Here is a 20,290-nt window from a genome sequence, read left to right as displayed (position 1 = left end):
TCTTGCCGCCACAGCAACTACCAGACAGACGAAAAGCTACCCCCGCCGTAGCCTGACACAATGGGTCAGGCATCAGGCCGCGTCCTCTACTCTAGCTCGGAGTCCTGTTCACAGCTTTGTCTTCGGCAGTTGCACATGCGTCAGCGCAGCACTCTCCGCAGGTAAGGGCTTCTTGCCGGGTTTTACGCCGTTTTCCTGAAGCAGAAACGCCAGAATATCCGCATTATCTTCCGCTGAGAGCGTGCCGGGGGCAGAAAGAGGCATGGCGCGCTGCATATAGTCAAACAGGTCCCGCAACGGTGCCCCTGCCCAGTTGGCCACAAACCGGCCTTTCAGGGCGGGGGTATCAAAAGCGCCCCCCAAACTGGCTCCGTGGCATAGGGCGCAGGCTTCCTTATATGTTTCAGCGCCACGCGCTGCCTGCTCCTGTGTGTAGCTGGCCGTGGCAAGCCCTGCACGCGGGGCAGCATGGACCGGTGTTACGGCAACCAGTAACAGGCCACCCAACACAACCGTTTGCAGAATAGAAGACACACTCTGTCTCGCCATGCCCTTACCCTCCCATTCTTGCAAAAAGCTCTTCAAAAATACCAATGGCCTTAGCAGCTTCCGCCCGGTCTGCATGTTCAAAGCTGTTGCCTACGCCTACCATTTCTCCAATGCCGGTAAAATCAAGCGCCTGTACCATTACCCCGTCTGTTTTGCTAAGTAGGGATGCGCCCCGGTAGTTCACCCCATATAGTGCATCGTGCTGCGGTGGCAGCCAGTTTGTCTGCCCGCGCACGGGAATAAGGGTTTTATCCTGCCACCAGTCATGGGCCGCATAACCGGGACAGTTGATGATAACATCCTCTTTCAGCGTCTTTAAATCAGCCGGGCCATGAAATTCCTTTATGACAATCTTGCCCCCTGCCTGATAAAATTCGGAAAGCAGCAAATGCCCATAAGCCCCAAAGTTGAACATCATGGTGGCCCGCCGTTTGGCGTGGGGCACAGGGAAGGGGTTTTCCGCATCACTCAGTAAAACTGATTGAGGGATAATGTCTTTTATCAAGTCACCATAATCTGCAAACTCGGCAGTATTTTGCGGCTTACCGGTTGAGGCATAATCCCCAGCCGCAGGGTCGGGTGGTGGGGCGGTATGCTCACCAAACGGATGGTCAGACAGAATATAATGGTCCCGGAAGTCAATAGGGTTTCCCGGCAAGCCCAGATAATCGCGGTACGTTTTCCAACTATATCGTGCCATCTGTTCCCACAGGGCAGGAAAACTGTCGCCCGCCGGTTTTGTCAGGGCAATGCGGGAGTCTGGTGTCCAGCTACCATTGGCCCTTACGGAGCGCGTGTGGGGCAGCAACGCCTTGGTGTAAATGGTCACGTTCATGCCCGCCCGCTGCGCCGTCAGGGCAGATGTCAGGCCAATAACACCGCAGCCAATAACGGCTACGGAGTTGGTGAGCGTAGAGGCCGCCTTGCCCACCACAATCTCAGCAGACCCCCAGGAGAGAGACCACCCGCTGCCCCCATGCCCGTAGTTATGGATAACCGTCTTATCGCCAATTTTTTCAACATCCAGCCGTGGCCCAGTGGCACGGAAGGGGCGCAGGCAGACCTTTATATCCGTCAACTGGTCTAGCTGTGCGCGTATGGGCACAAGTTTGGGGCGTGGTCCTGCCGGGTGGCTGGGGGGCGTGTCTGCTGGTTTGTCCGGGGTGGTGCCCCAGCCTGGGCGGGCGGCCAGCGCCCCCAGCGCAAAAGACCCGGCAACCAGATGCCTGCGTTTTACGTCCACTCTGCACCTCATCTGCTTGGCTACAAAAAGCAACACGGGGCTTTCACCCCGTGTCGTTTCCTCATGCTCTTGTCAAAACCGTTTAGAAGTCAACGTTCAGGCGGCCATAGTAGTACCCGCCGGTGATAGGCACCTGAAGCGAGAACTGGTCATAAATCTGTGCCCCGCGGGAGTTGGTGATCGGGTTTTTACGCCGCGGGCGGATGTTGAAGATGTTGTTAGCACCAATAGCCATGTGCCAATGCTGGTTGAAACGATAACCAATTTCCAGATCTGTCAGCCACCGTGGAGTGTTTTTAAACTGGCTGAAGCAGGAGTTGGAGTAAGCAAGGGCCTTTCCGTCTTTAGGGCAGGTCAGGGTTTTGTCGGTCCAGTCAGCGTAGCTCAGCATGGAGGTTGTTTCACCATACCGTGTCTGGCGAATGTTCACATCCCAGCTCTTCCAGGTGTAAAAGGCGTTCAGGATAATCTTGCTGCGTGGGTAAGCGGTTGTAATGTAGCCAATGTTCTGGTCGTTCAGCAACTGGTTGCCGTTCTGGTCCCGGCCGTTATGGTGCAGGCGGGTGCGGTTGAGGTCCAGCGCCATGCTCAGCGCAAGGTTGCCCGCATTACCCATATGGAAGGTGTAGTCCGCCTTGATATCAAGCCCCTGTGTACGGGTGCTTGCACCATTGGTCATGTAATAAGCTGAGACGTTTTCAGGAATAATGCTGTTCAGCGGCAGCGTGTAGCCCATGGCTTCAATAGCGGCAATGGCCGGTGCCCCGTTAACCGTACCACCCCCCACAATGCGGTCCCGCAGGTTGATCTGGTAGACGTCTGCTTCAACATGCAGGCCCTTGATGGGTTCAACCACAATGCCACCGCTCTCACTCAGGGAGCGTTCAGGTTTCAGCTTGCTGGCACCCAGAATTTGCGCAGCACTTGAGCTGACAGGCAACAGGCCGGATGCGCCGTTGGGGTCCACGTTCATGGCGCTGTAATGCTGCTCAGCCAGAGTAGGCGCACGGAAACCCGTGCTGATGGTCGCACGCACCGCAATGCGTGGGCTTATGTCATAGCGGGTTGAAATCTTGCCGTTTTCGCTGTTGCCAACGTCCGTGTAGTGCTCAAACCGGCCTGCAAAATCCAGATCCCAGTGTTTAAGGGGGTGGAAGTCTCCATCCACATACCCGGCCCAGATGTCACGGCTCCAGTTGCCTGCGCTGTTTGGCCCAAGCCCTGCATAGCCCTGCGTGCCACCCAATTGGTAGGATGCAGGTGTGCCTTCAATAATTTGGTAAGTCTCCAGCCGGTGCTCACCGCCAAAGGCCAGTGTCATGGGCACGGCATGGGCAATGTTGAAATTACGCCGGAAATCCAGATTGTTTGTCCATTGCGCCATACGGTATGTTTCCGCCCGTGTGCTGCTGGGGGACCAGCCACACCCATCTGCGGAGTAATAGGCCGAGGAGGAGTCCGTAGAGCAGGTGCTGGCCAGCATACCGGTATTGGCGGTGTTCTTGTTGCCAATCTTGTTGCCGTCTGCGCCGTAGGTTGTGCTCAGGTCCCAGTCAAAGCCCCAGAAGCTATGTCCTTTCAGGCCAAGGGTTGCGGCGTAGTCGTTTTCTTCCATTGTCTCCAGCGGAGAAAAGCCGGAGGGGTACATGGTGGGCGCAATAGATGGCGTGCGGTAGTTCTGATAGGTTTCCCCATGCCGGTGCATATAGGTAATCAGCCCGTAGAAATCTATTTTTTCTGAAACCTTCTTACCAAAATCAATAGCAAGACTCTCACGGGTTTCTTCTCCTGTGCTCATGATCTTGTTGGAATCGAGCGGCACATTCATGGCATTGGGCACAACGCCATTATAATAGCCTGTGGTCGTAGCATTTGCGGGCCAACTGCCCAGCAGGCGGTGGTCTTTGGAGCCAACGACCATGTGGTCGGTATGGTACATCTGGCCACTGATGTGCATGTAGCCATCATTACCCATTTTAAAGCCGCCATCAGCATTCAACTGATACTGCCAGCCATCACCATTATAGGCGTTGGCACCCGTCTGGGCAGAGGCATGAAAGCCGTGGTCCTGCTTTTTGGTAATAATATTCACCACGCCGGAAATGGCGTCAGAGCCATACATGGCGGCAGCACCGTCTTCCAAAACTTCAATATGGTCAATGGCATTTGCGGGAATGGTGTTCAGGTCAGCGCCAGTGGAGCCAAACTGTGGCCCGGCGTCTGCTACAATGTTGGCTGTGGTGTGGCGGCGCTTGCCATCTACCAGTACCAGCACTTCGTTCGGCCCAAGGCCGCGCATCTGAATGGAGGAGGTCAGAGCAGCGGAGTCAGCGCCCATGGCCACCACGTTGATGGAGGCATAGGTGCGGGTCAGCGCATCTGCAAGGTTGACCATGCCGGAGCGGCGCAGCGTTGCGGCAGAAACCACGGTAACAGGGGAGGAACTCTGGCGCGCCTTGCGGTTGGAGGAGTGCGTGCCGGTGGTCACGTTAATGGTTTCTGCATCGCCAGCCAGTACGGGGCCAGTGTTCTTTTTGCGCTGCCGCACGGGGGCTACAGCAACTGGCGCGGCCTTGGTGGTTTTGGCAGCAGGGGTGCGGTGCACGGCAGCGTGGCTACCACGCGGGGCAGTGTGGGTGGAGGATGTCGGGGTTGCAGCAGATGCTGCCATGTAAGGCGCAACGGTACATAGCGTAGTAGCAAGTAAGGAAAAGCGCCGTTTCAGTCTCATAGTTTGCCACTGCCTCCGTTTTGGCCCAGGCCGTGCGCCCAAGCGATAAACAGATAGTGCCTCAGTCTCGTTACGAATCCATTATAAAAATCGCATCCGAAATGAAATGCAGCCTATCTGTTGCAAACAAGCAACAAAACAACCGTAGGTCCCCCGATGAGTTTTCATTCTGTACCCAAAACACTCTGTTCAGGACACAAAACACCCCGCATATCTGCTGCCAAGCAGCTCTATGGTGCGTCTAAGGTCAGAAAATGGCGGTTAATACGGGCTTTTGTCTTGGATGGCGGGAATATCATCCTGCTCTAGCTCTTCAGCCAAAGCCGCCAGGGTTGTGCAACATTCCAGTACAGCCAGAGGCTGGTTCTTGCAGGAGAGCCGTTGCACGAGCGGATGAATGGTCAGAGCTGTCCGGCGGAGCTGTTGTGCAATAGCCCCAATGTCACGGCAGTCTGCGTCACACTGCCTCTGCCAGTCTTCAACTGAACCGCACAGGGGAGGGACCGCACTATAAAAGCGGGGTGGTGCACAGGGCAGCATGGAAAGACCTTTTGATAAGAAAAAGGGAGAGACCTTATTCTTATACATCTGACTACCGTGCTCTTTATGGACTGATCCTATGTAGTGCAGCAGGGTATGTTCCCGTTAGCGTCCTGTCCATAGAACCCCTCATTTAAAAGAAAGCCTACAAAAAAAGCCTGCCCCCGGTCAGGAGCAGGCTTTTTTGTAACAGGACGGAAAGAAAAATCAGGCTCTCAGAGCCTCAGCCGTGTCTGTTTCCGTGTCCAGAAGATACGGGCCAGCACTGACGATTTCCAGCGTCAGGTGTGCAAGCCCGGTCAGGGAAACCATATCCAGCGGCAGGCTGGCGTTACCGTTGGTCCAGCGCATGGGGGCGGCTTCTACACCGTGCCAGCCATGCAGGGTCTGGGTGGTCAGGTGGCTGGTGACGTCCTGAAGGTTTCTGGCATCCTGCACCATCACTTTGCCCACCAACACGCCTAAGGTACGGCGGTCATCTACAAACGGGCCAATCGTGTCAGCCGGACGGCCATTGCGGGAGACAATCCGCACAGACTTTACAGAGGCCGGTAGCACGAAGGACACCATGTTGCCCTTGGTACGGACGCGGCGCAGCAGAGCCCCTGTTTCCGTTATCAGGTGCAGTTCCGGGTCACTGGTCAACGCACGGGTGCGGGCTGCAATGGTGTTCGCACGTGCTGCAATGGCGTCAAACAGCGGTTTGACTTCGTCCGTACGGACTTCCAGTCGCGCTGCGGCATCCTCTTCCCAGTTCAGCGTGCGGGTCAGGCGGGTTGGTGCGTTACCCGTCTGCTCAAAGCTGTTGCGGTTGCCTGTGTTCAGGTAGCTTTCCGTCAGGGCACCGTCAGCCATAATCACAGAGTGCCGCTCGGTTTCTACATGGTAGTAGTCATAGCTGGTCAGGCTGTAGTCATAGGTAATGTTGCTACCATTCACCAACATACGGGCAGGCACGAACGCACCGTTCAGGAACAGGCAGTGTTCGGGTGTTACCAGCATGTCCTTGTAAGGCACGTTCTCCGCAAGCGCACCTTGGCTGATGCGGACAGGGTAGCCCGCTTCATCGTCTGGCAGGCCAGAGCGCACAACTGCATGTTTGCGGCCAACCCATACTACTGCGCGTTCAACCGGTGTGCCCTGTTCAAAGGCCACAACCATGTCCCCTACCTGCACATCTTCAACAGCAACATCGCCACGCGTGGTGCGGATCATGCTGCCCGTCAGGAAGCAGGTCAGAATGGTGTTGCCGTTTTCCGTCGTGAAGTTGAAGTCCTTTTCCGTCAGTTTGCCAGCCAGCGTGACGTTGGAAGACAGCACGGTGGTTTTGTTGCCCCAGCTTGGGATTGTCTCAATCAGGGAGTAGGTCTTGCCGTCAGCGTTTGCTTTCAGGCTCAGCTCTACGTTGGTGCCGTTCGTGCCAGCTACAACAATGCGGTCATAGGTGCTGAGGTTCTGGAGCGCAGGAAGCTGCAATTCCGTGCTGCCATTGAAGTCAATGGTTATGGTGTTCCCAATAACCGCGCCTGTAGAGTCCGTGTTCTGCTTGAACGCAACGGTTGGGGCAATCACGCCGCTGTTATGGCTTACCAGGTTCGCGCCGTTCTCGAGCGTAATAGTCCCCACACCTGTGTTGGACGAATATTTTGGTACATCCAGCGTCACAGCATTCAGCGTCAGGTTTGCACCACTTCCAAAACTGGCAGACCCGAAGGTGATTTTGCTGCCGCCAGATGTTGGCTCAAACGTAACGTTACCATTGACGGTAAGCTGCCCAGAAGTAGAGAAAGATGAGGGCAGAATGACATCAGCATCATCATTAAATGTGACGGCTTCATAAGTCGTCGGTTCGGTTGCCTGATAGCCTTTCAGGTCTGTCCAGTTGGCCGAATTAGACCAGGATTTGTCTGCTGTAGTGTGTGTACCAATCCATGTTGCCATGAGGTGAGGGCCTTAAGTCAAAAGGTTGTGATTGCAGGCCTCATAGCAAAAAAAATGGAAAGAGGAGTGAAATGGTCCTCAATAATGTTAAAATTAAAAAAACAAATTAAAAATTAATGAATGATATCAATAGGTCTGAAGAATATATTAATTATACGTCACATTTGTGTGAAATATGTTACAACATGACCGGATATACATATTCCGGCAACGTTTTCTTTAAAAAACCGCACTGGCCTGCCGCTCTTTAGCAAGGCAGGCCGGATTCGTCATAATTTACGGGCAAACCAGACCACGCGCCCTACAATCTGTACCTGCTCTGCGGGCACACAATAAGCGGAAAAGCGCGGATTTTCGGACTTTATGCGCACCGTGGGTTCCGTGGCGTCATGGGCACGTTCCACCCATTTGCACACCACACCATCCCCATCAAACAGCACAAAAATCCCCGGTTCGATAATGGAGGTCCGGCGTGTATCCACCAGCACCATGTCCCCATTTTGCAGCATCGGCTCCATGGACTGGCCTTCAACCTCAATCACCCGCAGGTCAGAGGGGCTTGCCCGCAGGGTGCCGCGTACAAAGTCTTCTTCAAAAAATTTGGGGCGGCCCAGCAGGCGATCTTCTACATATCCGCACCCGCCCATACCGGCCTTAAGGGACAAAAAGGGTACGGCCACATAACCGGGGGGGTTAAGCTCCACGGTCACTTCCGGCTGGTCAGCCGGGGGGCTGTAGGGCTCAGCACGCTCGGCACGGCTGGTGTCCCGTGTTTGTGCCGGAAACAGCAGGTCCCGCGCCGTACAGCCCAGAATGGCCGCAATCCGCTCCAGCTTCTCACCGCCCGGATTGCGGGATTTGCCTTTCAGAATATCCCGCACATAGGTGTCACCCACCCCGGCATTGCGGGCCAGCGCCTTCTGGGTAAAGCCCAGCAGCGTCATGCGGCGTTCAAGTTCATCAGCAACGACAGAGCGTATCATGACGGAAAATATCCCACGGGAAACGAACCAAGACACAAAGGGATATATCACACATTTTCCGCTTGACAAAGTGTGACTGGTCACACTAGCCTTCCCCTTAAGCCCTCCAGCATAAAACGGGGCGGCTCATTTTGTTTTTTACCGGAAAAGTCCGCCATGTCTGTTTCCTATTCAGCTCTTGCATTGCAGCCCAAAACGCAGCCCAATGCTCCGTTTTCCGCCCATAAAGCCTCATTTTTTCCAAGCGTGATGGTCTCCGCCGCTGCACGCTGCCAACCACTTTCTCCCAGTGTGCCGTCCCGTCACATCGGCACACACTCGCCCCAGCCGGAGGGTGCTACACACACCACCACTGCCTGTTCTGTGTCTAGAGGGTGTGATAAATCCCACCCTTGGTTCCGTACAGATCGTTCCCCCTCAGCGTCTGGCAACAGACCCTGCCTGCCTTGCCGCCGCACGCGCCCAGACCTCGGCAGAAATGCTGGAGCAGATGGTGGCACTTCGCCGCTCCGGCCTGTCCCTTCGTCAGATTGGCCGTAGAATGGGCCGATGCATGGAAGGCGTGCGGCAGGCCCTCATGCGGTATGAAGCCGCGTGTCAGGATTCCCCCGGCACCACTTCCATTGCTGATGACCCTTGGTCTGACCCGCTGCGTGACCCCGAGCCTCTGCCGCCCGGCCATCCCATTGCCATGCGTGGCCTCTGGCGCGGGCTGGAACAGTGGCGGGGTCTGGTATGAGCAAGCGCCGCTGGTCCAAATTCTGGTGGCAGGACCATGAGCAGGATGCCGCCTTACGCCTCTGCTCCCTCGCCGCGCAGGGGTTATGGGTGCGCCTGCTGTGCCTGATGCACGAGGCCGAGCCATACGGCCATTTATGCCTGAACGGCCAAGCCCTGAGCGCTCGCCAGATCGGTCTTATGGTGGGTGTGTCGGACCGGCAGGTCGTTCGTCTGGTGCAGGAACTTCGGCAGGCCAATGTGTTCAGCACCACCCCGTCAGGGTGTATTTTCAGCCGCCGTCTGGTGCGGGACCGCGCTGCGTCTGACCAAGGGGCCGCGTGGGGCCGCACGGGTGGCAACCCCAGCCTGCATACCAGTCAGCCTGCTGGTCCCACTGTGGCAGGGCAGGGGTTAACCCCACCCCCATCCCCCCAAGAAGCAGAGGCAGAAGCAGAACTGTCCCTCACTCCGTTCGGCCAAACGATGGATGCCCGAACTGTTTTATTCCGGCGGGGGTTGGCTTTTTTGCAAGCGGCCACCGGGCGGCCAGAGCGCTCAGCCCGTGTGCTTCTGGGGAAATGGCTCAAAATGCTGCACGATGATGCCGCCACCCTTTGCGCGGTTCTGGCTGAGTGCGAGGCCTTTCGCCCAGCAGAACCCGTATCATGGGTGGAGGCCGCCTTACGCAAATATCTGGCTGCCCCACCAGCCAGCACCCCGCCGCCGGACAAACTGGCCGCATGGCACGCCATCCCGGATCTGGAAGGGGTATGACCCATGCCCTCTGTGTCCCTTGCTCTCCTACCGGGTCCGGCACCTGTTCTCACAGTACCGGCAGGCAGTGCCTACAGTCCGCCGGACCCAGCGCTGCGCGCGGTGTTTGCCACACAGGCTGCGGGTATTCCGCTTCTGTCACGGGACCTGCCACCAGACCTTGTGGCGCATATCCCCCAATGCTGGGCACAGCTTCAGGTGGCGCAACAGCCGGTTACGGAGGGTCACGTGGCAGCATGGCTCAAAAAACTGGCGCAACTTGTCACCAATCCCCCCGGTCCTAGCGCCGCCGCAGCACAGTGCCGTGCCATTTTTGATGTATGTGAGGACATTCCCGCCGGGGCATGGGGCATGGGGCAAACCCGCCCGGCTAGCATGGGTGCGCCAGCCACCGCGTCAGGGGTACCCCGTTGGCGCACGCTGGCCCAGCCCGAACGAACTTCGCACCATTCTGCTGCCATTTGCCAACACCATCTGGCGGGATGCCGCCGCCTGCCAAAAACTCATGACCCGCCTTCACATCCCGTTCACGTCTCAGCAAAGGTCATAGCGCCATGTCCGTCTCGTCCCTGCCTACCGTTCGTAAAAAATCCAAAGTGGTAAAGCCTGTTTTGGTAGAAACAGAGTGCCAGCCTACCCCGGAGCGGCGCACCCACTCGCAGTTTGTAGGCAGCAAGCCCGCACGTGTCTTGCGCACCGTTCAGGCCTTGCTCAATTCAGGAGACATTCCCCAGACAGCCGCAGATGCCGCAGAGCGATGGTATCAGGATTATGTATTTGGTTATTGTGGGTATAAGGAATTTTCACCAGAGCACCGTCCCAGCACACTCACCCGGCACGATGCCGTGTCCTGGCAGATAGTGCGTGGCAAAGCCATGGCCCGTATTACGGATGTGCAGCAGGCGCTTGGCCTGTGCGCCCACCAGCGCCTGCGTATGATGCTGGTGGATGAACTCTCTTTCCGCGCCATGGGGGTCGCCCTGTTTCCCACTTTGTCTGCCAGTTCCGCCCAGCGTAAAATTGCCGCCCAGTGCGCTCTGGTGCTGGAACAGCTTGAAGCTTTTGAGGCCTTCGCCCGTAAAGCAGCCAAACAGGCGCGTAAAAATAAAAGCCAGCCTGCATCAGCGTGAAACATTTTGTCATTTCATAGTTGCACCTAAATAGCGCGATGCTCAGCCTTCAGGTAGTCAAGAGTATCGCCACTGATGTGTCACACCATCTTTTTCCGTGCGGGTTTTTTCGGGTGCGTTCTGGCGCTGCCTGTGGCGGCGCGGGCAGCCCCTCCCGCGCCGCCTGCGGTTACAACCGGCCCGCACGCAGTTAAAACGCCGTCTTCGCTACTCTCCAGCTTCTCGCCCAAAAATCAGATTCCTCTGGATTTCAGTTCGGCTGGTGGCAGCACTACGCCAGCATCGGCTGAAGCCATAACCGTGCACGGCAAAAAATTCCTCACGCTCGCCCCTGATCAAGATGATACCTACCCCAACGGGCGGAAGATCACGCTGCCAGGCTTAGGTAAAATCACCGTCCATCTCGGCAATGGGGATGACCGGCATGACCCACGTAACGGTGCGGTCATTGGCCAATACGGCACCGCCTACAGGCAAGACCTTCAAGACTTTCTGCACCGCTAAGTCTTTTTTCTTTTTCAAAAAAGCTTTGCCAGTGCGCGTGGTCATCCCTATCCCTAGGGCATCATCACAACAAAGCGGTTCAGAACAATGGCGCAAAGCGGCGGGACCACTCCTTCTCCCCAGCCAATGCCAAAAAAACGGTATCGCCGGAAAAACCCGATAACACCGCTCGATATTTTTACACGGGTTATGCAGGGTGATGACACCATAACAGACCGTCAGTTTGACGCCGCCAAGGTGGCCGCCCCCTATCTGCACCCCAAACTATCCGGCCTGTCCATGAATGCCGTAGTGCGTAAAGGGCTGGATGAGTATTCGGATGAAGAACTTGCAGCACTTGCGCACTCAGGCCAGCACAGCAGCCCGGACTGAACTTGCCCAGCGCCAGCAGGCCCGCAACGGGCTGCTTGGTTTTACCCGCTACACCATGCCAACTTACCAGTGCGGGGCCCACCACGCGCTTTTGTGCCAGAAGCTGGATGCCGTGGCTCAGGGCCACATAGCCCGCCTTATGGTCTTCATGCCCCCCGCCACGGAAAATCCGAGCTTGTCAGCAGGCGTTTTCCAGCATGGTATCTGGGGCAGCACCCCACACGTCATGTTATTGCCGCCTCTTACGGCGCTACCTTGGCGCAGGACTTCGGGCGCTCTGTCAGAAACCTTGTGACAACCCAGCGTTTTCGCGCCCTGTTCCCCAACACCGGCCTTGCGCCGGATAGCAGCGCGCGGGACATCTGGCATACTGCACAGGGCGGTGGCTATACCGCCGCTGGCGTAGGTGGCGGCCTGACAGGCAAAGGGGCCCATCTCGCCGTGATAGATGATCCCGTAAAGGACCGGCAGGAGGCAGAAAGCCCAACCCGCCGCCTTGCGGTGTGGGACTGGTATCGCTCCGTACTACGCACCCGCCTCATGCCCGGCGGGGCCATTATTCTTGTCATGACCCGCTGGTCCCCCGATGACCTTGCAGGCCGCTTGCTAGCGGACATGCACAACCAGACAGGCGAGGTCTGGCACACGCTTTCCCTGCCAGCACTGGCGGAGCAGCAGCCAGACCCGCTGGGTCGCGCGTTAGGTGCCCCCCTGTGGCCAGAGGCCTTTTCCGGCCCAGACCTTGAGCAGATCCGCCTAGCCATTGGCCAGCGGGAATGGAGTGCGCTCTATCAGCAAAACCCTGTTGCTACCGAGGGCATGCTGTTCAAAACCGCCATGCTTCCCGTGCAGGATGCCCTGCCCATGGCGCAGCAAAGCGTCCGCAGGTGGGACCTTGCCGCAACCACCAGCCGCACGGCGGACTGGACGGTCGGTGTCAAAATGGCGCGTCTGACGGATGGGCGCTTTGCCGTGCAGGATGTCACCCGCCTGCGCGGAGACCCCGCACAGGTGGAGGCCGCCCTTCTAGCCACCGCCGCACAGGACGGCCCGCAAACGGAGATCATTCTCCCCCAGGACCCTGGACAGGCAGGGGTCGCGCAGGCGCGTTACCTTGTGGGGCGGCTGGCAGGCTACCGCGTCCGCACCGTGCGGGAGACGGGCAGCAAAGCCACACGCGCAGCCCCATTTGCCGCACAGGTCAACGCGGGCATGGTCGTGCTCCAGCGTAGCCACTGGACACAGAATTTTCTGGAAGAACTGGCAGCCTTTCCCGCCGCCAGCCATGATGATCAGGTCGATGCCGCCGCAGGGGCCTTCATGGCATTGGTGGAAGCAACCCCCATGCCCAGCTTCGCCCCTGCGTTTCTTAGCAGGATCTAGTCCTGCAAACGGGAGAGCACTTCCTGCACCCGCTGTTCTTCAGCCTCACGCAAAATCTTCTGCCGTGCGGCTTCGGCCCTGCGTTCCTGATGTTTACGGGCGCGCACTTCATCCATTTTTGCACCCAGATGCACTTCGCCGCGTTCTTCAGCCAGCAGGGACTGGCGCTCACGCTCCGCGTAGCGGGCACGCTGCTTGTCCGTACGCTCGGCATGGCAGTGCGGGCAGCTAATACCTTCCTCATAAAGCGGGGAGGCGAGGTCTTCCTCCGTCAGCGGGGCGCGGCAGGCGTGGCAGAGCGTCAGGGAGCCTGGTTCCAGCCCGTGCTTGACTGTAACGCGCTGGTCAAACACAAAACATTCACCTTCCCACAGGCTTTTTTCTTCCGGTACGGTTTCCAGATACTTCAGAATACCACCTTGCAGATGGTACACGTCATCCAGCCCCTCGGCCTTCACAAAGGCGGTGGCTTTTTCACACCGGATGCCACCTGTGCAGAACATGGCAATACGTGGCGTGCGGCCCTCAGCAATCAGCTCCGCCCGGTGCTGGCGGAACCAGTCGGGAAACTCACGAAAGCTCTTGGTGCGGGGGTCAATCGCCCCTTTAAAGGTGCCTGCCACAACTTCATAGTCATTGCGGGTGTCAATCAGAATGGTGTTGGGGTCTTCCAGCAGGGCGTTCCACTCAGCAGGTGGTACGTAAGTCCCAACGTCTGAGCGCGGGTCCAGCCCCGGTACGCCCATGGTCACAATTTCCTTCTTCAGCCGCACTTTCATACGCAGGAAGGGCATGGTGGGCGCGCGGGAGAACTTGACCTCAATGTCTGCACAGCCGGGCAGGGCGCGAATATGCGCCAGCACAGCGGCAATGCCGTTATCCGTTCCTGCAATGGTGCCGTTAATGCCCTCATGCGCCAGCAGCAGAATCCCCTTCACCCCGTTGGCCTCACACACGGCACGCAGGGGTGCACGCAGGGCTTCAAAGTTTTCAAACGGGGTAAAGCGGTACAGTGCGGCTACGCAAAACGGCAAATCCTGCGTGGTCTCGGCTTGGGGGGCAGGGGCGGTCTTCATCTCAGTCACGGCAACAACCATCCAGTTGGGGCAATTGCAGGCCAGTTCGGGCATGGCCGCACGCCAGCCCCGCCGCAATTACGGGTATCGTCTCATCACGCCTTTACTCAGGCCCCACAGGCTTACTCCCCCGCATACAGGCAGGACAAGAGCAAACACCATACACGGGCCGCTGCGCGTGCCGGTTTTGTCATGAACTTGTCACGCTTGCCTCTTCCCTTTTTTGCAGCATAGTCCATATGAAAGAGCTTAGGCAGAAAAGGATGACCGCCGTGCAAGACCAAGACCACAACACACCGGAAGAAAACGAAGTTGTCGTAGGCTACCTCGTTCAGCGCGAAACAGCCGACGGCGATGTCTCCTTCTGGGAACCCCGCAACGAATGGCAGGAAGACCCCAACGAAGGCAAACTCTACGAAAATGAAGAGGAAGCCAACGCTGACGCCAAATCCCTTCAGGAAGGGGATGACGCCACAATTACCGTAGAAATCGTCTTTGAAGCTGATGAAGACGAAGAATGGGACGACGAAGAAGAAGCCTGAGGGCTTCCCGCACCACTGGCCCGCAGCCGGTGGTGCACCCCTCTACCGTGCCAGTGGCAGGCCCCGCATTGCCTGCGCCACACGGTGCCTCAGCCCCGGTGCCGGTTGCACACAGTGCGGCACAATAGCAGAACTATGGCGAATAATCGGGTCATGGCTCTCCCGCATGGTTAGCCCCGCAAACCGCCCGCCAATTATCCACACGCCAATGCTGGCTGTCACACCATCTACCGTCTGGTCTGCATAGGCCTGATAGATTTTAGGGTAGCTGCCATAGGTGCCCGCCTGCTGGTGCAGCACAGCGTTCCCTTGCAAAATACGAATATTCTCACCCCCGCGCGCATGAATAGGCTTTTCCACACATAGGCTCTCCGGTGTGGGGCAGACAGCCCGTGCGTCCCAACTGGCAGGCAACAGGGCAGGGTGGTGCGGGTAGCGCTGCCATAAAGCAGGCAGCAACACCTTGTTGGACAGAACCGAGACCCACGGCGGGTTCAAAAACAGGCAGCCACAGCCTGCCAGATGTCTGGCCCCTTCATCCCGCAGCATCAACTCCCACGGATACATGCGGATCATGCTGTCCACCACACGCCCCCGGTGGAGCAAACGCCCCTGCCTGCTTATCTCAAGGTCGCGCAGTTCACACAGCACCCCGTCAAGCCCGGCAAGGGCCAGCCAGCGCTGGTAATAGCGGGCGTGGGTCGCGTCTTCCAGGTTGTCGGGGTAGGGCACCACATGCACCGTGCGTCCCAGCCACTTGCATTGAGCCAAAATGCGCAGGCGGTGTATCAGGCGCGCTTCATCAAGAGGGAACTGTCCGGTATGCGGTGCCACCTCCCGGTGCCACTGCTGCTGCATCTGGCTGCTTTCTGGCAGCGTGGCCGGGGTGTCCGCATTATATTCAATCAGCTTGGGCTGGCCGTTGTGCCAGGCAAAGTCAAACCGACCTATCATAAACGGCTCGTTTAGCCGCCATGACGCCCGAACAAAATTCTGCAAGTCTTGGGGTACATGAAACGCTGTCAGCCCATCAGGAGCCTCCACAGCATCCCGCACCACGGCCAAGGCCTTGCGGTGCAGGTCTTCAGCTATGGCCGCCAGTTTGCTTACGGTTGCGGGGGTAAAAACATAACAGGCGTCCTCACGCCATGCTTCGGTTTTGTCTTCGTTCACAAAATAGCGGTAGTCCAGCTTATAAGCCGTCTCCCGCCATGTTGGGCGGGCAGGGCTTGGCTGCCGCCTCAGGCCGGGTGGCATGGTGGGTTATTCGCCCCCGGCTCCATGTGCGCCAGCACCCTTGCCAAATCCGGCATGGCCTACGCTTTCTTCTGCCCCACTACTGCTCCGTCCATCCCCGCCATATCGTGATGCCCCAAACCGGGAAGACCGGAAGCCCGGATAAAAGAAGACCCCACTCCCGCCTGTATGGCTGTGGGCGTACTGGTCTGCGGTGGCGGGTGTGCAGCCCTCGTCATCAGGCTCGCTCATGTCACACTGCGCCACGGGCCGGTTTGGGCGCAGCACGGCCATGCCCACAACGCCTGCCCCCAATGCCATAAGCGCTGCAAAAATGAAGGCTTTTATCCCAAAGGATATCAGGGGTGGAGGCGGTGCGTCAGGGTCAGACACGGGCAGAGATCTTTCAGGGTGTTACGGGAAAGTCAAACACAACCACTTTTTGCAGGTAGGGGCCAGCAAAGGTCTTGAACGCATCATGCGCCGGGTCAAAATATTCGGCCTTTTGCACAATAGGGCGGCCCACATAATAATTGCGGTCCCCGGCGGATTTGAAGCTGACCAGATACCCATAGTCCAGCCCAAGGTCTGCATTTTCGCCGCTATTCTGTGGGCCTGCTTCCAGTGCAGCAATAACCGGCGTGCCATCTGGCCTGCGGGAAAGCTGAGCCAGCGCCATAAAGCGCTTTGTCACTTCCGCGCGCTGCGCCTGTGTGACGGAGGGCTTGAACTGAAACATCACCATATGGCGCACAGTGCCGGGTTTATAATCCGGTGCGGTAAAGCGGGCTTCCCCCACCTGTGCCACGTCTTTCTGCACAGCCAGCGCTGCGCTCCCCAGCGTAGGGGCGGGGGCGGCCTTGACCGGCAAAGCGCAGGCCACAGCCAGACTGGCCGAGCAGGCCAAAACCGGGGTGAGAGAGCAGAACAGTTTTGAATAAGTCATCATCTTAACCATTCTGTTAGCTTAGCAAAATGACGACAGCTTGTCCTGCCCTATTGTGCCGCGCCCGCCTGTGTAGCGTGCGTGATAAACTGGCTCACAGTCTCCACCACATCCGGGGCAAGGGGCAGGGCGGGGTCTGTGGCCGTCGCCAGCATGGCAAGCTTGCCATCCTGTGTCTGTTTTTTCAAAAAATGGTTTGTATCGGCTAACAGTTTCAAAATAGCACCGGGGTCTGAAGTTGCCAGAGCCTGCGCATCCTGTACGGATACCTGCATGTCCCGTGCACCCTGTATAATCAGCACAGGCTTATACAGTTGTGCAATCAACTGTGTGGGGACGTAGCGGAACATGTCTTTTAAAAACCCCTGCACTGCGGGGTTAAAAATAGGTTTTAGCGCATCTGGCAGCGTAGCGGGGTCAACGGCTTTGCCTGCCAGCAGGGTGTTTATCGCAGTATTGCCCTGTGTAGCGTAAGGGGTGCTGGCAAGCTGAGTGCGCAGCACCTCGGCCACGGAGCGGCCGGGAGTAGACGCTAAAATCAGCCCACACAGGGCCTCCGGCTTCTGCACGGCACTGGCCAGCGCTACCAGCCCGCCTTCACTATGGCCCAACAGCCAGACGCATCCAGCCCCTGTGCGGCTTTGTATGGTTTTGGTCCAGGCCTGTGTGTCCCGCACATAATCACTTATGGTAACGGCATTTCCATCTGCTACAGCCCCGGCACTGGCCAGCAGGCCGCGCTTGTCTATGCGCACACTGCTAATGCCCTGTGCGGCCAACCCTTCCGCCAAAAGCCGGTAAGTCCCCGCTTTTAACCCCCTGCTGTTATTGCCATCACGGTCTGTCGGGCCTGAGCCGGGGAGTATCAACACCACCGGCGTGTGCGGGCCTGCATTGGCAGCGGCCAGCAGGGTGCCTTTCAGCGCCCCAAGCGGGCCGGGGGCGCTGATGTCACTTTGCACCGCAGGCCCCGTTGCGGGCGGCGCCGCCAAGCCAGTCTGGGGAAACACCAAACCGGCCGCTACAGCAATACCCAGCAGGCGGGCCTTGCCCCTTATACCCTGTGTTACCCTGCGTGTTTCTGGTGTTTCCTGCATGGTGCTCACTCTTTCAGGTTTTATAGTGCCTGCCGGGCCTGCGGCTGGTTGGGTTTGTTTTAGTTGTCGGGGTTAGACGCTGCCGGCGGAGCCTCTGCCGCCTCGCCTGGGTGACGCGCAACAATTTTCAAACCCGTGTCCGTTCTGGAAACTTTCAGTCCAGTCCCCCAGAGCATGTGCCGCATGGCCTGATAGGGCTGCCTGTTCAGATGGATACCATGAGAGGTTTTGTCTTGTGTAAGGCTGGGGTCAATCTGGATAGGGCAGTTCGACCGTTCAGACACTTTCTGCACAGCCTGATCAAGCGGCATACGACCATAATCCCATGTGTAATATTTATCGAGACAAGACGGAGTGCTGCAAGCCGTCATGGGAAGTGCGAGTGCTACTATAAAAGCCGGAAGCCTAAGTTTGAATGCCATAATGTATCGTCTCCTTAATTACTCATAGTTTTATAGAGGCGTTTGTTATCCGAATTAACACAACAATGCATGTGATTTCTTTACGACACAGCATCCCATATTGAACCGCCTGTTCACACAATGCCGTGGCATGCCCAAGCATTGCCGCAGCTACAAACTTTAGTCCGGCACGGCCTTTTACCAAAAACCTATGGTTGTAATCGGTCTCCTTCAGTCCTTATCCTGTTGCGGAGTGGCCCATGCCCTCATCTGTTTCCCCCTCATCCGCCCGTGCTCCGTGGCGCTCCCGTCTGGCAGGCTTATGGGGCTCTACGGCACCTCCGGCCCGGCGTGAGCCTACTCTTACGGCACAGCCCCCGGTGCATTTGTCCACGCGGGCAGGGGTGGTTCCGGCGGCTCCGTTCCCCAATGCGGCAGCCGAGGGCCTGACCCCTGCCAGACTGTCAGCGGCCTTCCGCCCCTACCAGCCGCCAGAAGGGGTGCGGGGTAAGGCAGCAACTCCTCTGGCGTGTGATGCGGCGGCCAGCCCGGTCGTCTCGCAAACCGCTTTTCATACTGCCATAGCGGAGGGCATGGTCTTTCCAGGCTACCCCCATCTGGCCGAGCTGGCCCAGCGGGCGGAATACCGGCATATGGTGGAGGTCATTGCCACCGAAGCCACGCGGGAATGGATCACCTTTCGCGCCCGTGGCACGGCCTGCAAACAGGCCCGCCTTGCCGCGTTGGAAGCCGAATTTGACCGTTTGCATGTGCGGGATGTCCTGCGCCGCATGGCGGAGTATGATGGCTATTACGGTATGGGCCTGCTGTATGTGGATACGGGGCAGACCGCCACAACAGGCGGGCGGGATACCCCATTACTGCTTAAGCCCGAAACCTTCCGCAAAGGCTCGCTCCGTGCCCTGACAGCGGTTGAACCCGTCTGGAGCACGCCAGACAGTTACGGCACAACAGACCCCTTAAGCCCGGACTTTTACACCCCCACGCATTGGTGGGTGCAGGGTAGCCGCATCCACCAGACCCGCCTGCTGCGGTTTGTGTCCCGTACCGTGCCAGATTTACTGAAACCTGCTTATAATTTCGGCGGTTTGTCCCTGTGCCAGATGGCCCAGCCTTATGTTAAAAACTGGCTCCGCACCCGCCAGTCCGTGTCTGACCTGCTTAACGCCTTTTCCATTGTTGCCCTGTCCACAGACATGGCGGCTTACGCGCAGGACCCGGAAGGGTTGTTGGGGCGTGTGGAAGCCTTCAACCGCTTCCGCTCCAACCGTGGCACCTTCGTGCTGGACAAGGACCGCGAGAAACTGGAACTCCTCGCAGCCCCTCTCTCCGGGCTGGACCGGCTTCAGGCACAGGCGCAGGAGCATTTGTGCAGTGTCGCGCAGGAACCATTGGTCAAGTTTACCGGTATTACGCCAAGTGGCCTGAATGCGTCCGCGGATAGTGAAATCCGGGTTTTTTATGACCGTATCAGCGCGTTTCAGGAAAGCGTGTTCCGCACACCGCTTACCGCTATCCTGCACATGGCCATGCTCAACCTGTGGGGCGAGATCGACCCGGACATCTCCTTCACCTTCCGCACCCTGTGGCAAATGGATGAACCCACACAGGCTAGCGTGGCCAAAACCCGCACGGAAATAGATGCCCAGAACATCCGCTCCGGCGTGCTCACCCCGCAGGAGGCCCGGTCGCGCGCAGCGCACGACACCACCAGCCAGTATGCGGGCATCCACTCACCGCCAGCCCCCGCCACAGCCTGACACCATTTTTTGGGAAAACTGCCCGTGCACACACCCAATATTCCCCGCAAGGCGGAAGCCCCCGGCCCGCCACCCCCGCAGCAGGATACCTCCTTCCCAATGGCGCTGGACCGTTCCGTGCGGCGTATTGAACTGCCCGGGGTTTACCGGAGAGTAAAACTCTCGGAGGATGAGCCCCATGGTAGAGAAGAAGAAAACATCACGTTATTCGCCTGAGTTCCGTGAGCGCGCGGTGCGCCTTCTGGAAGAGCATCGATCGGATTACCCGAGCCTATCAGCGGCCTGTCGCGAGATTGGTGGCAAGCTTGGCTGCTCGGGCGACAGCCTGCATGACTGGTGGA

20 protein-coding genes and 1 pseudogene are annotated in these 20,290 nt (G+C 57.9%); 9 read left to right on the top strand and 12 right to left on the bottom strand.

Annotated elements, in window-relative coordinates; translation table 11 throughout:
- Window positions 1-108: 108 nt before the first annotated feature.
- The 6 genes from Abci_RS12220 to Abci_RS12195 all read right to left on the bottom strand — a co-directional run bounded on the left by Abci_RS12220 (window position 109) and on the right by Abci_RS12195 (window position 7,987).
- Entirely contained in the window at window positions 109-549 is a 441-nt protein-coding gene (locus tag Abci_RS12220) for a c-type cytochrome (RefSeq protein ID WP_052944834.1), read from the bottom strand.
- 4 nt (window positions 550-553) lie between these two features.
- Entirely contained in the window at window positions 554-1,792 is a 1,239-nt protein-coding gene (locus Abci_RS12215) for an FAD-dependent oxidoreductase (RefSeq protein WP_244877672.1), read from the bottom strand.
- Between the two features lie 82 nt (window positions 1,793-1,874).
- A complete protein-coding gene (locus tag Abci_RS12210) occupies window positions 1,875-4,523 on the bottom strand; it encodes a TonB-dependent receptor plug domain-containing protein (RefSeq protein ID WP_048839453.1) in 2,649 nt (882 codons plus the stop codon).
- A gap of 261 nt (window positions 4,524-4,784) precedes the next feature.
- Entirely contained in the window at window positions 4,785-5,063 is a 279-nt protein-coding gene (locus Abci_RS12205) for a hypothetical protein (RefSeq protein ID WP_146806944.1), read from the bottom strand.
- A gap of 207 nt (window positions 5,064-5,270) precedes the next feature.
- Window positions 5,271-7,004 (bottom strand): Hint domain-containing protein, encoded by a 1,734-nt coding sequence (locus Abci_RS12200; RefSeq protein WP_052944833.1) that lies wholly within the window; start codon window positions 7,002-7,004, stop codon window positions 5,271-5,273.
- 269 nt (window positions 7,005-7,273) lie between these two features.
- Window positions 7,274-7,987, bottom strand: coding sequence for an XRE family transcriptional regulator (locus Abci_RS12195; protein WP_048839465.1), 714 nt, complete (start codon window positions 7,985-7,987; stop codon window positions 7,274-7,276).
- Between the two features lie 376 nt (window positions 7,988-8,363).
- On the opposite strand from Abci_RS12195, the gene Abci_RS12190 reads away from it, so the two are divergent.
- The 7 genes and pseudogenes from Abci_RS12190 (at window position 8,364) to terL (ending at window position 12,870) form a co-directional block, all read left to right on the top strand.
- Complete coding sequence (locus tag Abci_RS12190) at window positions 8,364-8,726, top strand: hypothetical protein (protein ID WP_052944832.1); 363 nt, start codon at window positions 8,364-8,366, stop codon at window positions 8,724-8,726.
- Complete coding sequence (locus Abci_RS12185; protein ID WP_048839451.1) at window positions 8,723-9,481, top strand: hypothetical protein; 759 nt, start codon at window positions 8,723-8,725, stop codon at window positions 9,479-9,481. The genes Abci_RS12190 and Abci_RS12185 overlap by 4 nt, the downstream gene beginning before the upstream one ends.
- Before the next feature lie 3 nt (window positions 9,482-9,484).
- A complete protein-coding gene (locus Abci_RS12180) occupies window positions 9,485-10,084 on the top strand; it encodes a hypothetical protein (RefSeq protein ID WP_052944831.1) in 600 nt (199 codons plus the stop codon).
- Window positions 10,036-10,611 carry a hypothetical protein gene (locus Abci_RS12175; RefSeq protein ID WP_244877671.1) on the top strand — a complete coding sequence of 192 codons (576 nt, stop codon included), beginning with the start codon at window positions 10,036-10,038 and terminating at the stop codon, window positions 10,609-10,611. The genes Abci_RS12180 and Abci_RS12175 overlap by 49 nt, the downstream gene beginning before the upstream one ends.
- Before the next feature lie 75 nt (window positions 10,612-10,686).
- Window positions 10,687-11,115 (top strand): hypothetical protein, encoded by a 429-nt coding sequence (locus Abci_RS12170; protein WP_048839450.1) that lies wholly within the window; start codon window positions 10,687-10,689, stop codon window positions 11,113-11,115.
- Window positions 11,116-11,202: 87 nt separating this feature from the next.
- Window positions 11,203-11,487, top strand: coding sequence for a hypothetical protein (locus tag Abci_RS14200; protein ID WP_240554674.1), 285 nt, complete (start codon window positions 11,203-11,205; stop codon window positions 11,485-11,487).
- A pseudogene (gene terL / locus Abci_RS12160) lies at window positions 11,435-12,870 on the top strand (phage terminase large subunit). The gene Abci_RS14200 and the pseudogene terL overlap by 53 nt, the downstream one beginning before the upstream one ends.
- Here the strand turns inward: terL and trhO are convergent.
- Window positions 12,867-13,946, bottom strand: a complete 1,080-nt coding sequence (gene trhO / locus Abci_RS12155) for an oxygen-dependent tRNA uridine(34) hydroxylase TrhO (RefSeq protein ID WP_048839461.1) — start codon at window positions 13,944-13,946, stop codon at window positions 12,867-12,869. The pseudogene terL and the gene trhO overlap by 4 nt on opposite strands.
- A 272-nt stretch (window positions 13,947-14,218) precedes the next feature.
- On the opposite strand from trhO, the gene Abci_RS12150 reads away from it, so the two are divergent.
- Window positions 14,219-14,488, top strand: a complete 270-nt coding sequence (locus tag Abci_RS12150; protein ID WP_244877670.1) for a hypothetical protein — start codon at window positions 14,219-14,221, stop codon at window positions 14,486-14,488.
- Between the two features lie 42 nt (window positions 14,489-14,530).
- Here the strand turns inward: Abci_RS12150 and Abci_RS12145 are convergent, their stop codons facing one another.
- Genes Abci_RS12145 through Abci_RS12125 form a run of 5 tightly spaced genes read right to left on the bottom strand, consistent with a single transcriptional unit; the run spans window position 14,531 to window position 18,189 of the window.
- Window positions 14,531-15,745, bottom strand: a complete 1,215-nt coding sequence (locus tag Abci_RS12145; protein ID WP_048839448.1) for a glutathionylspermidine synthase family protein — start codon at window positions 15,743-15,745, stop codon at window positions 14,531-14,533.
- A gap of 6 nt (window positions 15,746-15,751) precedes the next feature.
- Window positions 15,752-16,117 (bottom strand): hypothetical protein, encoded by a 366-nt coding sequence (locus Abci_RS12140; protein WP_048839447.1) that lies wholly within the window; start codon window positions 16,115-16,117, stop codon window positions 15,752-15,754.
- Window positions 16,118-16,130: 13 nt separating this feature from the next.
- On the bottom strand, window positions 16,131-16,673 hold the full coding sequence (locus Abci_RS12135) for a Dabb family protein (RefSeq protein WP_048839460.1): 543 nt from the start codon (window positions 16,671-16,673) through the stop codon (window positions 16,131-16,133).
- Between the two features lie 47 nt (window positions 16,674-16,720).
- On the bottom strand, window positions 16,721-17,767 hold the full coding sequence (locus tag Abci_RS12130) for an alpha/beta hydrolase (protein WP_048839446.1): 1,047 nt from the start codon (window positions 17,765-17,767) through the stop codon (window positions 16,721-16,723).
- Between the two features lie 59 nt (window positions 17,768-17,826).
- Window positions 17,827-18,189, bottom strand: a complete 363-nt coding sequence (locus Abci_RS12125) for a hypothetical protein (RefSeq protein WP_048839445.1) — start codon at window positions 18,187-18,189, stop codon at window positions 17,827-17,829.
- Window positions 18,190-18,428: 239 nt separating this feature from the next.
- On the opposite strand from Abci_RS12125, the gene Abci_RS12120 reads away from it, so the two are divergent.
- Window positions 18,429-19,949, top strand: coding sequence for a DUF1073 domain-containing protein (locus tag Abci_RS12120; protein WP_084597660.1), 1,521 nt, complete (start codon window positions 18,429-18,431; stop codon window positions 19,947-19,949).
- The last annotated feature ends 341 nt before the right edge of the window (window positions 19,950-20,290 follow it).

Origin of the sequence: Acetobacter cibinongensis, assembly GCF_000963925.1 — a bacterium.
In the GTDB taxonomy this organism is placed as follows: domain Bacteria; phylum Pseudomonadota; class Alphaproteobacteria; order Acetobacterales; family Acetobacteraceae; genus Acetobacter; species Acetobacter cibinongensis.
The sequence above is the reverse complement of the archived record's forward strand: the minus strand, read 5'-3'. Positions and strand labels throughout refer to the sequence as shown.

Excerpts from the sequence above, each read along its gene's own strand:
- Abci_RS12220 (WP_052944834.1), bottom strand. The coding sequence starts at position 549 with ATGGCGAGACAGAGTGTGTCTTCTATTCTGCAAACGGTTGTGTTGGGT.
- Abci_RS12210 (WP_048839453.1), bottom strand. The coding sequence starts at position 4,523 with ATGAGACTGAAACGGCGCTTTTCCTTACTTGCTACTACGCTATGTACC.
- Abci_RS12205 (WP_146806944.1), bottom strand. The coding sequence starts at position 5,063 with ATGCTGCCCTGTGCACCACCCCGCTTTTATAGTGCGGTCCCTCCCCTG.
- Abci_RS12200 (WP_052944833.1), bottom strand. The coding sequence starts at position 7,004 with ATGGCAACATGGATTGGTACACACACTACAGCAGACAAATCCTGGTCT.
- Abci_RS12195 (WP_048839465.1), bottom strand. The coding sequence starts at position 7,987 with ATGATACGCTCTGTCGTTGCTGATGAACTTGAACGCCGCATGACGCTG.
- Abci_RS12185 (WP_048839451.1), top strand. The coding sequence starts at position 8,723 with ATGAGCAAGCGCCGCTGGTCCAAATTCTGGTGGCAGGACCATGAGCAG.
- Abci_RS12180 (WP_052944831.1), top strand. The coding sequence starts at position 9,485 with ATGCCCTCTGTGTCCCTTGCTCTCCTACCGGGTCCGGCACCTGTTCTC.
- Abci_RS12175 (WP_244877671.1), top strand. The coding sequence starts at position 10,036 with ATGTCCGTCTCGTCCCTGCCTACCGTTCGTAAAAAATCCAAAGTGGTA.
- Abci_RS12170 (WP_048839450.1), top strand. The coding sequence starts at position 10,687 with ATGTGTCACACCATCTTTTTCCGTGCGGGTTTTTTCGGGTGCGTTCTG.
- Abci_RS14200 (WP_240554674.1), top strand. The coding sequence starts at position 11,203 with ATGGCGCAAAGCGGCGGGACCACTCCTTCTCCCCAGCCAATGCCAAAA.
- trhO (WP_048839461.1), bottom strand. The coding sequence starts at position 13,946 with ATGAAGACCGCCCCTGCCCCCCAAGCCGAGACCACGCAGGATTTGCCG.
- Abci_RS12145 (WP_048839448.1), bottom strand. The coding sequence starts at position 15,745 with ATGCCACCCGGCCTGAGGCGGCAGCCAAGCCCTGCCCGCCCAACATGG.
- Abci_RS12135 (WP_048839460.1), bottom strand. The coding sequence starts at position 16,673 with ATGATGACTTATTCAAAACTGTTCTGCTCTCTCACCCCGGTTTTGGCC.
- Abci_RS12130 (WP_048839446.1), bottom strand. The coding sequence starts at position 17,767 with ATGCAGGAAACACCAGAAACACGCAGGGTAACACAGGGTATAAGGGGC.
- Abci_RS12125 (WP_048839445.1), bottom strand. The coding sequence starts at position 18,189 with ATGGCATTCAAACTTAGGCTTCCGGCTTTTATAGTAGCACTCGCACTT.
- Abci_RS12120 (WP_084597660.1), top strand. The coding sequence starts at position 18,429 with ATGCCCTCATCTGTTTCCCCCTCATCCGCCCGTGCTCCGTGGCGCTCC.